The organism is Sphingomonas sp. Leaf10 (assembly GCF_001421245.1).
Taxonomy (GTDB): domain Bacteria; phylum Pseudomonadota; class Alphaproteobacteria; order Sphingomonadales; family Sphingomonadaceae; genus Sphingomonas.
In genome coordinates this window covers 236,596-249,189 of sequence record NZ_LMKE01000001.1, presented here as the reverse complement: position 1 = coordinate 249,189, position 12,594 = coordinate 236,596, and the positions used below count along the sequence as shown (strand labels likewise).

Below are 12,594 nucleotides of genomic sequence, written 5' to 3'. Positions count from 1 at the left end.
CGCGGGATTGCTCCCACGCCCGCGAAATACGACGGACCGGTTGATGGAAAGGGTTTTAGCGGGCCAGCGGGACCGCGCCGTTGTCGGCAGCGGGCGCCCCGGTCAGGTTGCCGATCGGATCGGCGGCCGGATTGACCGGTGCGGTGGCGGCGGGCGGCGGAGTCGTCGGCCGTGCCAGCGAGGTATCGATCGACGAACCGCCGCGATTCGCCGCGATCACCGCCAGCGCGATGCTCATCGCGATGAACAGCCCGGCGAGGATCGCGGTCGCCCGCGTCAGGAAATCGGCCGCACCCCGTGCCGACATCAACCCCGACGGGCTGCCGCCGGTGGTCAGGCCGCCGCCTTCCGACTTCTGCATGAGGATCACCGTCACGAGCAACGCGGCGATGATCGCATGGACGACGAGCAGGAAGGTGAACATGGCCGGGGAACATTTCCGAAAGAAAGGAGTGCAGGTTCGAAGCGCGCCACATAGGCGAGCCGATCGTGGCAATCAACCGAGCGCCAGGGACCAATCCGTAACATTATCGTATCGAACGGGAAACCAAGCGCACAATTGCGACGTTCATCTTTCGACCCCGCCTCACGGCCTGTATTGACGTTAGGTTGCTGCGATGTTCCCAACGATCCCCTTGAAAAAATGGATGGACGGCTTGGTCGATTATGTCCGCTCGGGCGAGCCGGACCTGACCAACCGCCAGATGGCACTGATGATGATCGTCTATCTGCAACCCGGTCCCCATACGGTACGCGGGCTGGCCCGTGCACTGAATGTATCGAAGCCGGTCGTAACGCGCGCCTTGAATCGTCTGGGCACGCTCGGCTATCTCCGCCGCCAACGCGACGATGCCGACAAGCGCAACATCTTCGTCGCGCAGACCAGCGAAGGGGCCAATTTTCTTGCAGAGTTCGGGCAGTTCATGGGCGGCGACGGCGTCGGCGACTTCCACCGACGCGCCAGCGCGTAACCGCTTTGCCCTGAGCGGACGGTCGGTCGTGCTCGATTCCCGGATCGACGCGGTCCGTCGTGACTTGGCCGATATCCGCTTGGCCGACCGCGTGTTCGCGCCACACTATGCGGTACCGGCCCGGCGCAGCATCGGCACTGCAACCGCCATCCTCGATGCGCCCGACGGCAAGATCGTGTCGCAGGCATTGGCGGGCGAACCCTTCGACGTTCTCGAATTCACGTCCGCCCACGGCTGGGGGCGCTCTCCGATCGATGGCAGCGTCGGATTCGTGTTGCGCGATGCGCTGACGGACGCATATGCCACGTCGCATGTCGTCTGCGCAGCGAAGGCGGTGGTCCATGCCGATCGCTCGCTGGATCGTGCCCTGCCCTATGCCCTGCCGATGGGCAGCCGGGTCGCAGCCGTGCCGGCGAATGACGAATGGGCGGAGGTCGATGGCGGCTATGTGCTGCGCTCAATGCTGTTGCCGCTCGACGATGAAACCAGCGATCCGGTGGTTTATGCGACACTGTTGCAGCGCGTACCCGTGCTGCCCGGTGGCCGTTCGGGCGACGGCGTGGATGCGGCCGGGCTGATTTTCCTCGCGCTGTCGCTCGCCGGATCGCCGCCGCCGCGCTTCCTCGATTTGCAGGCCGAGGCGATCGGCACTCCGCTGGCGGCCGGCGACCCGCTTCGTCGCGGCGATCTGATCTACTTTAACGACCATGTCGCAATGCTGGTCGATAGCGATACCGCCATTCATGCCGACGACGTCGTGCGGTGCGAACCCGTCGCCGCGCTCGACCGGTTCGGCCCCATTCGCGCCCGGAGGCGCCCCGCATGACCGTTCGCGTCTTCATCGACGGTGCCGCCGGCACCACTGGCCTCGAAATCGCCGACCGTTTGTCGGATCGGACCGAGATCGACTTCATCACCCTAGACGATGCCCGGCGCAAGGACGCGACGGCGCGGCGCGAGGCGCTGAACGACGCCGATTTCGTCATCCTCTGCCTGCCCGACGATGCGGCGCGCGAGGCGGTGTCGCTGATCGCCAACGACCGCACGCGCGTGATCGACGCGTCGACCGCGCACCGGGTCGCCGACGGCTGGACCTATGGCATGGCCGAACTGGAGCCGGCCCAGCCCGGCGCGATTGCGACGGCGATGCGGGTGTCGAACCCCGGCTGCTATCCGACCGGTTTCCTCGCGCTCGTCCGGCCGCTGGTGCGCGCCGGGCTGATCCCGCACGAATGGCCGGTCAGCGTTAACGCCGTCTCGGGCTATTCGGGCGGCGGCAAGGCGATGATCGCCGCGTTCGAGAATGGTGAGACCGATACCGCCTGGCTCGGCTACGGCCTGTCGCTGGCGCACAAGCATGTGCCCGAGATGCAGCGCCATGCCCGCCTCGCCCATCCGCCGCTGTTCCAGCCGTCGGTCGCGCGCGCCTATCGCGGCATGGTCGTCGAGGTGCCGCTGCCGCTGTTCGCCTTCCACCGCCGCCCCAGCCTGTCGGCGATCGAACAGACGCTGCGCGAAGCCTATCGCGAATCGCCCGTCGTCCGCGTCCTCGACGGCGACGACAGCGCGATCCCGATCGAGGCCGATGCCGGCACCGACCGCCTGTCGCTGCGCGTGTTCGGCAATATGGAGACGGGGCAAGCACGGCTTGTCGCGACGCTCGACAATCTGGGCAAGGGTGCGGCCGGTGCGGCGGTACAGAATTTCAACCTGATGGCCGGGTTCGACCAGACGGCGGGGCTGACGCTCTGAGCGCTGCCCGCCGGCCGCACGCGATATTCTGACGATCCACGCAATCGTTTCGCATCGCATACCTATGCTGCCTTCGCGTTTGCGAAATAGGCTGCTAGGAGCGCGCACGACCGAGTTTGAAGATAGGAGCACGCATGACGAGGCAAGCGGTAGCGAAGCTGCTGTTGTTCGGCGCGACCGGGGATTTGTCGCAACGGATGCTGCTCCCCTCGCTCTACGGCCTCCATGCCGATGGCCTGTTGCCCGAAGGCCTGACCATCACCGGCACCGCGCGGCACGAGCATGACGACGACGGTTTCCGTGCCTTCGCACGCCACGCCCTCGACCAGTTCCTGCCCGACGACCGCAAGGACGAGGTCGCGATCGACGGGTTTCTCGCGCGGCTGCACTATCAGCCGCTCGACGCATCGAACGTCGACGGGTTCGATGACCTTGCCAAAAAGCTCGGCGACATTTCGGGTGGCCTCGCCATCTTCCTGTCGACCGCGCCGTGGCTGTTCGGCCCGACCATCACCGGACTGAAGAGCGCGGGCCTTGCCGGCCCCAACGTCCGCATCAGCCTCGAAAAGCCGCTTGGCAAGGACCTCGAATCGAGCCGCGAGATCAACGACTTGGTCGCCGCCGCCTTTCCGGAGGAGCGGACGTTCCGCATCGACCATTATCTGGGCAAGGAAACCGTTCAGAACATCCTCGCGCTGCGGTTTGGCAATGCGATGTTCGAACCGGTGTGGAATGCGCGCGGCATCGACCATGTCCAGATCACCATCTCGGAAACGGTCGGCCTCGAAGGGCGCGCCGGCTATTATGACGAGGTCGGCGCGCTGCGCGACATGGTGCAGAACCATGTCCTGCAACTGGTCGCGCTAATCGCGATGGAGCCGCCCGCCAAGTTCGACGGCACCTCGATCCGCGACGAGAAGGTGAAGGTCCTCCGCTCGCTGCGCCCGATCGGCCCGGCCGAAGTGAACACCCACACCGTCACCGGCCAATATGACGCCGGCGCGGTCAAGGGTGAGATCGTACGTGGCTATGACGAGGAGCTGGGCAAGGATTCGGACACGGAGACCTTTGTCGCGGTGAAGGCGCATATCGACAACTGGCGGTGGCAGGGCGTGCCCTTCTACCTGCGCACCGGCAAGCGGATGCAGGATCGCCATTCGGAAATTTCGATCCAGTTCAAGCCGGTACCGCATTCGATCTTTGCCGATCGTGGTGGCCGGTTGCAGCCCAACACACTGGTCATCCGCCTCCAGCCCGAGGAATATGTCCGCTTGCTGGTGATGGCCAAGGAACCGGGCCTCGACCGTGACGGCGTCCGCCTGCGTGAAGTGCCGCTCGACCTGTCGCTAACCACCGCCTTTGCCGGCACGCGCCGCCGTATCGCCTATGAGCGGTTGCTGCTCGATCTGATCGAGGGTGATCCGACGCTGTTCGTCCGCCGTGACGAGGTCGAGGCACAGTGGCAGTGGATCGACGCGATCCGCGACGGGTGGAAGGCGAATGCGACCAGTCCCAAGGGCTATCCGTCGGGAAGCTGGGGACCGAACGCCAGCGTGGCGCTGACCGAACGCGACGGGGTGACGTGGAACGAGTGAGCGGCTGACGCGCTCCCTTCCCCAAATCCCCGCTTGGATTTTAGCAGGATAAGAGACACATGACCGAGATCGAATGGTGGGAATATGACGAACCCACCGAATTCGCCGAAGCGTTGTCCGGCGACATTCAGTTCATCATCGAATCGGCGATCGATGCGCGCGGCGCGGCGGTGATCGCGCTGGCGGGCGGTCGCACCCCCGCCCCGATTTATGACAAGCTGATCAAGGCGAAGCTCGACTGGAAGCGGGTGACGATCGTCCCGACCGACGACCGCATCGTGCCGATGGGTGACGCGCTGTCGAACGTCACCGGCCTCGCCAAGATTTTCCTGCCTAAGGGCGCACGGGTGATCCCGCTGACCGCCGAAAAGGCTGCGGATTACAAGGCCGCCGGTCGCGCCGCCGATGCCCGGTTGCAGGACCTGCACTGGCCGCTCGACCTCTGCCTGCTGGGCATGGGCGCCGATGGACATACCGCATCGATCTTCCCCGGCCCCGATCTGGTCGAGGCGTTGACCGGACCGAAAGAACGCCGCGCGCTGGGCGTGATGCCCGACCCGCTGCCTCCCGAGGCGCCGGTCGCGCGCGTAACGCTCAGCCATGCCGCGATCGCTTCGGCCCGCGCGCTGATGATCGCGATAACCGGCGAGGAGAAGAAGACGGTGCTTGAACGCGCCATCGATCAGGGCGCATCGTCCAGCTATCCGATCGGCCGCGTGCTGGCCGAAGTCGAACTTCCCGTCGATATCCACTGGAGCCGCTAATGGCCCTCAACGCCACGATCGCCGCCGTCACCGACCGCATCATCGAAGCGTCACGCGAAAAGCGCGCCGCCTATCTCGCGCTGATCGACCGGGAGCGCGAAAGTGGCGTTGACCGGCCGATGCTGGGCTGTGCGAACCTTGCCCATGCCTATGCCGGGACCGATGAGGATCGCGATGCGATGCGTCCGGCCAACCGGATGAACATCGGTATCGTCACCGCCTATAACGACATGCTGTCGGCCCACGCGCCCTATTACCGCTATCCCGAACAGATGAAGGTCTGGGCGCGCGAAGCGGGCGTGACGGCGCAGGTCGCGGGCGGCGTGCCGGCAATGTGCGACGGCGTGACGCAGGGCTTTCCGGGCATGGAATTGTCGCTGTTCAGTCGCGACACCATCGCGCTGTCGACGGCGGTGGCGCTCAGCCACGGCGCGTTCGAGGGCGCGGCGCTGCTCGGCATCTGTGACAAGATCGTGCCCGGCCTGCTGATGGGTGCGCTTCGCTTCGGGCATCTGCCGATGGTGCTGATCCCCGGCGGCCCGATGCGCTCGGGCATTCCCAACAAGCAGAAGGCGGCGGTCCGCGAAGCCTATGCCGAGGGCAAGGTCGGTCGCGAGGAACTGCTCGACGCCGAAATCGCCGCCTATCATGGCAAGGGTACCTGCACCTTCTACGGCACCGCCAATTCGAACCAGATGATGGTCGAGGCGATGGGCCTGCACGTTCCCGACGCCGCCTTCGCCAATCCGGGTACGAAGCGTCGGCAGGAACTGACCCGCTATGCGGTCCACCGTCTCGCCGAAATCGGCTGGGACGGCGACGATTATCGCCCGATCGGTCGGGTGGTGGATGAGAAGGCGATCGTGAACGCCGCCATCGTGCTGCTCGCGACCGGCGGCTCGACCAACCACCTGATCCACCTGCCCGCCATCGCGCGCTGCGCCGGCATCATCATCGACTGGGACGATTTCAACCGGTTGAGCGAGGTCGTGCCGCTGCTGACCCGCGTCTATCCCAACGGTTCGGCCGATGTGAACGGGTTCGAGGATGCGGGTGGCCCGTCCTTCGTCATCCGCGAACTGCTGCGCGGCGGTCTGCTCCACGCCGACGTGCTGACGATCGCAAAGGATGGTATGGCCGCCTATGGCCGCCAGTCGGGAATCGAGAACGACCAGTTGGTGTGGAAGGATCACGCCCCGACCAGCGGCGACGATACCATCGTCCGCACCATCGACGCGCCCTTCTCGGTCGAAGGCGGCTTCCGCATCCTGCAGGGTAATATCGGTCGCGCCTGTATCAAGGTGTCGGCGGTCGACCCCGATCGCTGGGTCATCGAAGCACCGTGCCGCGTGTTCAGCGATCAGGCATCGGTGCAGACCGCGTTCAAGAACGGCGAACTCGACCGCGACGTCGTCGTCGTCGTCCGGCATCAGGGGCCGCGCGCCAACGGCATGCCCGAACTGCACAAGCTGACCCCGCCGCTGGGCGTCCTCCAAAATCGCGGCTTCCGCGTAGCGCTGGTCACCGATGGCCGCATGTCGGGCGCATCGGGCAAGGTGCCGGCGGCGATCCATCTGTCGCCCGAAGCGCTGGGCGGCGGTCCGATCGGCAAGCTGCGCGACGGTGACGTCATCCGCCTCGACGCCAATGCGAATACGCTGGAGGCACTGGTGCCCGCCGACGAATGGGCCGCGCGCGAACATGCTCCAGCCCCGGCGGCAGCCGATGGCACCGGGCGCGAAATCTTTGCGATGATGCGGCAGGGCGCGAGCGAGGCCGAGGCCGGCGCGTCGGCGATGCTGGCCGCGGCGGGGCTGTAAACAACACCTTCCGTTTGTCCTGAGTAGCCATTGAGCGAAGTCGAAATGGCGTATCGAAGGACCGTTGCGACCGGCAACAGTCCTTCGATACGCGCCTTCGACAGGTCCAGTCATTACTCAGGACCAACGGCAGTACAGATTGGCAACGGAGAGAAGTGCATGGAAGTCGTTGCGGTAGATATTGGCGGCACCCACGCCCGCTTCGCGATTGCCGAGGTCGAGAACGGCCAGGTCGTTCATCTGGGCGAACCGATCACGCAAAAGGTCGCCGAACATGGTAGTCTCCAGTTGGCGTGGCGTGCGTTCGAACGCGATCTGGGCCGCCCCCTGCCTCGCGCTGCCAGCCTCGCCGTCGCATCGCCGGTCAACGACACGCTGATCAAGTTCACCAACAATCCGTGGATTATCCGTCCGCCGCTGATGCAGGAACGGCTCGGCGTCGACACGTGGACGATCATCAACGATTTCGGCGCGGTCGGTCACGCCGTGGCGCAGGTTGCCGACGATGATTTCATCCACCTGTGCGGTCCCGAAGGCCCTCTTCCGACCAAGGGCGTCGTCACCATCTGCGGCCCCGGCACCGGTCTGGGCGTCGCCCAACTGCTGCGCACCGCCGATCGCTATCACGTGCTAGAGACCGAAGGCGGGCATCAGGACTTCGCCCCGCTCGACGGGATCGAGGATGCGCTGCTCAAGCGGCTGCGCAAGGCCCATGGTCGCGGCTCCAACGAGCGTGCCTGTGCCGGTCCGTCGATCGTCGCCTGGTATGAAACGTTGGCGGAGATCGAGGGCGTATCGGTCCCGCACATCGACGACAAGGCGATCTGGGCCGCCGCACTGGACGGCACCGATAGCATCGCCGTCGCCGCGCTCGACCGCTTCTGTCTGACGCTGGGCGCTGTCGCCGGGGACCTTGCACTGGCGCAGGGCGCGAAGGCGGTCGTGATCGCCGGTGGCCTTGGCCTGCGGTTGAAGGATCACCTCCTCGAATCGGGTTTCGGCACGCGCTTTACCGCGAAGGGCCGTTTCCAGCAGCTCATGGCGGGCATTCCCGTCAAACTCATTACCCATCCCCAGCCCGGCCTGTTCGGGGCCGCCGCCGCCTTTGCGCAGGAGCACGCACGATGACCGTCACCATTTCCGACATCATGCAGACCAGCCCGGTCATCCCGGTCCTGGTTGTCCACGACGCCGCCGAAGCGCGCCCGATGGCGGAGGCGCTGGTCAAGGGTGGCCTGCGCGTCCTCGAAGTCACGCTGCGCACCCCCGCCGCGCTCGAAGCCATTGCCGAGATGAAGAAGGTCGATGGCGCGATCGTTGGCGCCGGGACCGTCGTCAACGGTGATCAGTTCAAGCAGGCGATGGACGCCGGCAGCGAGTTCATCGTCTCGCCCGGTCTCACCGAAACGATCGCACGTCCGATCATCGACAGCCGTGTGCCGTTCCTGCCGGGTATTGCCAATGCCGGCGACATCATGCGCGGACTGGATTTGGGCCTGACGCATTTCAAGTTCTTTCCGGCCGAAGCGTCGGGCGGACTGAAGGCACTGAAGGCGCTCGCCGCGCCCTTCTATCAGGCGAAGTTCTGCCCGACCGGCGGCATTACCGAAGCGACCGCGCCCGAATGGTTGGCGTTCGACCCGGTGCTGTGCGTCGGTGGCAGCTGGATCGTCGGCCCAACCCACGCAGAAACCGAAACGCGCGCGCACGCAGCGGCGGGTTTGAAGGCGTAACCGAAAACTCCTCCCCATGAATGGGGAGGGGGACCGTCCGGCGCAGCCGGATGATGGAGGGGGGCGCCCACGAACGCAACCGTGGTGTGTGCCGAAATCCCCCTCCACCATGCTGCGCATGGTCCCCCTCCCAGCGTAGCGGGGAGGATTTGACCCGGCCTACATCTCGCCCCGCGCCCGGCGGATGTCGTACCATTTCTTCACATTGGCATTATGTTCGGCCAGCGTGTCGGCGAACACATGCCCCCCGCTCCCGTCCGCGACGAAATACAGCGCCTTCGTCTCGACCGGATCGAGCACCGCATCGATCGACGCGCGCCCCGGATTGGCGATCGGTCCGACCGGCAGCCCGGCCGATGCATAGGTGTTGTACCCGTTCTTCGCCTGCAATTCCGACCGGCGGATGCGCCGCCCGAGCGGTTTCCCCTTGGTGATCGGGTAGATGACGGTCGGATCGGCCTGCAACCGCATGCCCGCGCGCAGCCGGTTGGAATAGACGGCGGCGACCATCCGCCGTTCGGACGGCTTGCCGGTTTCCTTCTCCACGATCGAAGCGAGGATGATCGCCTCGCGCGGCGACTTCACCACCGTCGTCGGTTTGCGCTTCTTCCATGCATCGGCGAGATAGCGATCCATCGCGCCTTGCATCCGCTCGATCAGATCGGTGCGGTTGCCGTCGCGTTCATAGCTGTAGCTGTCGGGCAGGATGCTACCCTCTGGTGGTAGCGGCGCGGTACCGTCCATCTGCGGCGCCTTGGCCACCGCTTCCTGCACCAGCACCGATGGCCAGCCTTCGGGCACCATCACGAAACGTTGCAGGGTCTTGCCGCCCTGCAACAGCTTCAGCACGTCCGCCTGGCTCAGTCCCTTCGGAATGCGGTACTCACCGGCACGGATCGGTTCGTCGCTGCCAAGGAAGCGGGCCAGCAGGCGGAAGCGGCCAGCCGAGCGGATCGCACCGGCCTCCTCCAGCTTTTCGGCGGCCGCGGCAAGGCTTGTGCCCTGCGGCACAGTCACCGTCAGCGTCCGCTCGGCCGGACCGGCTCCGCCCCAGCTCTGGATGACGAAGAACAGCGCGCCGATCGCGAGCAGTCCGACGATCAGGCCGAGGCAACCGATCCGGCGCATCGGCTCAAACCGCCTTCATCACCAACGACGCGTTGGTGCCGCCGAAGCCGAACGAGTTGTTCAGCACCGCCTTCACCTTCCGCTCCTGCGCGGTGTGCGGCACGAGGTTCACGCCGGCGCAATTCTCCGACGGATTGTCGAGGTTCAGCGTCGGCGGCACGATCCCGTCACGCATCGCGAGGATGCAGAAGATGCTCTCGACCGCACCGGCGCCGCCCAGCAGGTGCCCAATCGCCGACTTGGTCGACGACATCGCCAGCCCGCCGATCGCATCGCCGAACAGCCGCCGCACCGCGCCCAGCTCCAGTTCGTCGCCGAGCGGGGTCGAGGTGCCGTGCGCATTGATATAGTCGATGTCGGTCAGCGACAGGCCCGACTTGCGCATCGCCATTTCCATCGACCGGAACGCCCCCGAACCTTCGGGGTGCGGCGCGGTGACGTGATAGGCGTCACCCGACAGGCCATAGCCGATGACCTCGGCATAGATTTTCGCACCGCGCGCCTTGGCCCGCTCATATTCCTCGAGCACGACGACGCCTGCGCCCTCGCCCATCACGAAACCGTCGCGGTCGCGGTCATAGGGACGCGACGCCTTTTCGGGGTGGTCGTTGAACGCGGTCGACAAGGCACGCGCCTGTGCGAAGCCGGCGATGCCCAGCGGACAGATCGCGCCTTCGGCACCGCCCGCCAGCATGACGTCGGCGTCGTCCATCGCGATCATCCGCGCGGCGTCGCCGATGGAATGCGCACCGGTCGAGCAGGCGGTGACCACCGCATGGTTCGGACCCATCAACCCGTACTTGATCGAAACCTGACCCGAAATCAGGTTGATCAGCCGACCATGGACGAAGTGCGGCGAAACGCGCGACGGGCCCTTGTTCTCGCACACCAGCGATTCGCTGGCGATGCCTGGCAGACCGCCGATACCGGCACCAATCGAGCAGCCGGCGCGATAGCGTTCTTCCTCGCTCATGTCGGTCAGGCCGGCGTCTTCCAGCGCCTGTCCGGCGGCATCGATGCCGAAGATGATGAACGGATCGACCTGCCGCTGGATCTTGTGATCCACGCGCAGTCCGGGATCGAAACCATAGGCGTGATCGGCCGGCTTCACCTCGCAAGCGATCCGGCACTTCTGGTTCGACGCATCGAAATGCGTGATCGGACCCGCCCCGGATTTGCCGGCTATCAGGTTCTTCCAGGCGGTTTCCACCTCGGCACCCAGCGGGGTCACGAGGCCGAGGCCGGTCACGACTACGCGGCGCATGGCATTACTCTCCGTTCAGTTACTTAACGAACGACCCCCCGCCCATGGCTTTTCGCCGGGACGGGGGGCCGTGATGGTCTCGGCAGATGGCGGGACGCGGCAGCGCGTCCCCGCCGGATCAGCCCTTGTGCTCGTCGATATAGGTGATCGCGTCCTTGACGGTCGTGATCTTTTCGGCGGCATCGTCGGGGATCTCGACGCCGAATTCTTCCTCGAACGCCATCACCAGCTCGACGATGTCGAGGCTGTCGGCGCCCAGATCATCGATGAAGCTCGCGTCTTCGGTAACCTTTTCCGCTTCGACGCCGAGATGCTCGACGACGATCTTCTTCACGCGTTCGGCAGTCTCGCTCATATTCATTCCCTCTTCACATCCGGGGTGTATCGTACCTGAACGCCCCTAAAGCGCGTCCGGCTCCGGCGCAAGCCGTGGGTTAGCCCTTGGCAGCGAATAGCCGCGCGAGCGTCGCGGCGTTATAGGCATAGCCGCCCATCAGCCGCTGCACCCGCGTATCGCCCTTTTGCGCACCGGCCAAATGCATCATGCCGCTCATGAAGCTGTCGACCTGCGCCGTCTGCTTGCGCGCGAGAAAGGCGTTCAGGACGGCCGGCGGCGTCTGGCTCAACCGGCGGTTGACCGCGATCGGATCAACGCCCTTCGCACTCAGTCCCGACGCCAATGCTTCGACCGCGATGCTGGTGACGACGATCTCACCCGCGCGCGCATCGGCCTTGCCGGTGCCGGGCTGACAGGCCGCCGCTTGCGCGCGCGCTTTCTTCACCAACGCTTCGGTGGCGGGGGCTGGCTTCTTGCCCTCCAGCACGCCGACGATGATGCCCTGCTGCAAGCGTGCCATGTCGGTCTTGGGCATCTTCGTCGCAACACAGCGGACGACATTCGCATCGCCCGTCGCCAGCATCGCCGCCATCAGCATCACGCTCATACCATCGCCATCCCGCCATTCACATGGATCGTCTGGCCGGTGACATAGCCGGCCTCACGGCTGGCAAGATAGGCGACGGCGGCAGCGACGTCATCGCCCGCGCCCAACGCCCCGGCGGGAATCTTGGTCAGCAGGGCGGTTTTCTGCGCCTCGGGCAGCACCTCGGTCATGGCGGAGGCGATGAAACCGGGCGCGACGCAATTAACGGTGATGCCGCGGCTGGCCAGTTCGGCGGCCATCGCCTTCGACATGCCAACCAGCCCCGCCTTCGACGCGGCATAGTTGGCCTGGCCCGGATTGCCGGTCTGGCCGACGACCGAGGTGATCGAGACGATACGGCCGAAGCGCGCCTTCATCATCGGCTTGGCAGCGGCACGGCACAGTCGGAACGCGGCCTCCAGGTTGACGCGGATTACCTGATCCCATTCGTCGTCCTTCATCCGCATGGCGAGGTTGTCGCGTGTAACGCCGGCATTGTTGACGAGGATATCGAGCTTGCCGAGCGCTGCGACCGCCTGCGGCACCAGCCCGTCGACCGCAGCGCCATCGGACAGGTTGCAGGCGATCGCGACGTGATCGCCGCGAAGCTCGTCGCGAAACGCATCGAGCTTCGCGGCATTCGA

General features: G+C 65.6%; 14 protein-coding genes. 8 read left to right on the top strand and 6 right to left on the bottom strand.

Annotated features, from left to right (window positions below; translation table 11 throughout):
- Window positions 1–55 precede the first annotated feature (55 nt).
- Window positions 56–424, bottom strand: coding sequence for a preprotein translocase subunit SecG (gene secG, locus ASE59_RS01230; protein ID WP_056451142.1), 369 nt, complete (start codon window positions 422–424; stop codon window positions 56–58).
- Between the two features lie 223 nt (window positions 425–647).
- On the opposite strand from secG, the gene ASE59_RS01225 reads away from it, so the two are divergent.
- The 8 genes from ASE59_RS01225 (at window position 648) to eda (ending at window position 8,635) form a co-directional block, all read left to right on the top strand.
- Complete coding sequence (locus ASE59_RS01225; protein ID WP_056451139.1) at window positions 648–971, top strand: MarR family transcriptional regulator; 324 nt, start codon at window positions 648–650, stop codon at window positions 969–971.
- Window positions 972–999: 28 nt separating this feature from the next.
- Entirely contained in the window at window positions 1,000–1,797 is a 798-nt protein-coding gene (locus ASE59_RS01220) for an NlpC/P60 family protein (RefSeq protein ID WP_056451136.1), read from the top strand.
- On the top strand, window positions 1,794–2,723 hold the full coding sequence (argC, locus tag ASE59_RS01215) for an N-acetyl-gamma-glutamyl-phosphate reductase (RefSeq protein WP_056451133.1): 930 nt from the start codon (window positions 1,794–1,796) through the stop codon (window positions 2,721–2,723). Before ASE59_RS01220 ends, argC begins: the two co-directional genes overlap by 4 nt.
- Window positions 2,724–2,857: 134 nt before the next feature.
- Window positions 2,858–4,318 carry a glucose-6-phosphate dehydrogenase gene (gene zwf, locus ASE59_RS01210; protein ID WP_056451131.1) on the top strand — a complete coding sequence of 487 codons (1,461 nt, stop codon included), beginning with the start codon at window positions 2,858–2,860 and terminating at the stop codon, window positions 4,316–4,318.
- 59 nt (window positions 4,319–4,377) lie between these two features.
- Window positions 4,378–5,082 (top strand): 6-phosphogluconolactonase, encoded by a 705-nt coding sequence (gene pgl / locus ASE59_RS01205; protein ID WP_056451128.1) that lies wholly within the window; start codon window positions 4,378–4,380, stop codon window positions 5,080–5,082.
- Window positions 5,082–6,902 carry a phosphogluconate dehydratase gene (gene edd / locus ASE59_RS01200; protein WP_056451125.1) on the top strand — a complete coding sequence of 607 codons (1,821 nt, stop codon included), beginning with the start codon at window positions 5,082–5,084 and terminating at the stop codon, window positions 6,900–6,902. Before pgl ends, edd begins: the two co-directional genes overlap by 1 nt.
- Before the next feature lie 159 nt (window positions 6,903–7,061).
- Entirely contained in the window at window positions 7,062–8,030 is a 969-nt protein-coding gene (locus ASE59_RS01195; protein ID WP_056451122.1) for a glucokinase, read from the top strand.
- The gene (eda, locus tag ASE59_RS01190) at window positions 8,027–8,635 is read left to right on the top strand and encodes a bifunctional 4-hydroxy-2-oxoglutarate aldolase/2-dehydro-3-deoxy-phosphogluconate aldolase (RefSeq protein WP_056451119.1); all 609 of its coding nucleotides are present in this window, start codon (window positions 8,027–8,029) and stop codon (window positions 8,633–8,635) included. Before ASE59_RS01195 ends, eda begins: the two co-directional genes overlap by 4 nt.
- Before the next feature lie 159 nt (window positions 8,636–8,794).
- Here eda and mltG read toward each other — a convergent pair whose 3' ends face one another.
- From mltG to fabG, 5 genes are all read right to left on the bottom strand, one after another.
- On the bottom strand, window positions 8,795–9,763 hold the full coding sequence (mltG, locus tag ASE59_RS01185; RefSeq protein ID WP_056451116.1) for an endolytic transglycosylase MltG: 969 nt from the start codon (window positions 9,761–9,763) through the stop codon (window positions 8,795–8,797).
- A gap of 4 nt (window positions 9,764–9,767) precedes the next feature.
- The gene (gene fabF / locus ASE59_RS01180) at window positions 9,768–11,027 is read right to left on the bottom strand and encodes a beta-ketoacyl-ACP synthase II (RefSeq protein WP_056451112.1); all 1,260 of its coding nucleotides are present in this window, start codon (window positions 11,025–11,027) and stop codon (window positions 9,768–9,770) included.
- A 118-nt stretch (window positions 11,028–11,145) separates the two neighbouring features.
- A complete protein-coding gene (locus tag ASE59_RS01175) occupies window positions 11,146–11,382 on the bottom strand; it encodes an acyl carrier protein (RefSeq protein WP_055760552.1) in 237 nt (78 codons plus the stop codon).
- Between the two features lie 79 nt (window positions 11,383–11,461).
- A complete protein-coding gene (locus ASE59_RS01170) occupies window positions 11,462–11,971 on the bottom strand; it encodes a hypothetical protein (RefSeq protein WP_056451109.1) in 510 nt (169 codons plus the stop codon).
- Window positions 11,968–12,594, bottom strand: a 627-nt coding sequence (fabG, locus tag ASE59_RS01165; RefSeq protein ID WP_235515597.1) for a 3-oxoacyl-ACP reductase FabG, incomplete at its 5' end; no start/stop codon positions are given. The genes ASE59_RS01170 and fabG, both read right to left, overlap by 4 nt.

Bases quoted from the DNA above. Each gene is read 5' to 3' on its own strand.
- secG (WP_056451142.1), bottom strand. From the start codon at position 424: ATGTTCACCTTCCTGCTCGTCGTCCATGCGATCATCGCCGCGTTGCTC.
- ASE59_RS01225 (WP_056451139.1), top strand. From the start codon at position 648: ATGGACGGCTTGGTCGATTATGTCCGCTCGGGCGAGCCGGACCTGACC.
- argC (WP_056451133.1), top strand. From the start codon at position 1,794: ATGACCGTTCGCGTCTTCATCGACGGTGCCGCCGGCACCACTGGCCTC.
- zwf (WP_056451131.1), top strand. From the start codon at position 2,858: ATGACGAGGCAAGCGGTAGCGAAGCTGCTGTTGTTCGGCGCGACCGGG.
- pgl (WP_056451128.1), top strand. From the start codon at position 4,378: ATGACCGAGATCGAATGGTGGGAATATGACGAACCCACCGAATTCGCC.
- edd (WP_056451125.1), top strand. From the start codon at position 5,082: ATGGCCCTCAACGCCACGATCGCCGCCGTCACCGACCGCATCATCGAA.
- ASE59_RS01195 (WP_056451122.1), top strand. From the start codon at position 7,062: ATGGAAGTCGTTGCGGTAGATATTGGCGGCACCCACGCCCGCTTCGCG.
- eda (WP_056451119.1), top strand. From the start codon at position 8,027: ATGACCGTCACCATTTCCGACATCATGCAGACCAGCCCGGTCATCCCG.
- mltG (WP_056451116.1), bottom strand. From the start codon at position 9,763: ATGCGCCGGATCGGTTGCCTCGGCCTGATCGTCGGACTGCTCGCGATC.
- fabF (WP_056451112.1), bottom strand. From the start codon at position 11,027: ATGCGCCGCGTAGTCGTGACCGGCCTCGGCCTCGTGACCCCGCTGGGT.
- ASE59_RS01175 (WP_055760552.1), bottom strand. From the start codon at position 11,382: ATGAGCGAGACTGCCGAACGCGTGAAGAAGATCGTCGTCGAGCATCTC.
- ASE59_RS01170 (WP_056451109.1), bottom strand. From the start codon at position 11,971: ATGAGCGTGATGCTGATGGCGGCGATGCTGGCGACGGGCGATGCGAAT.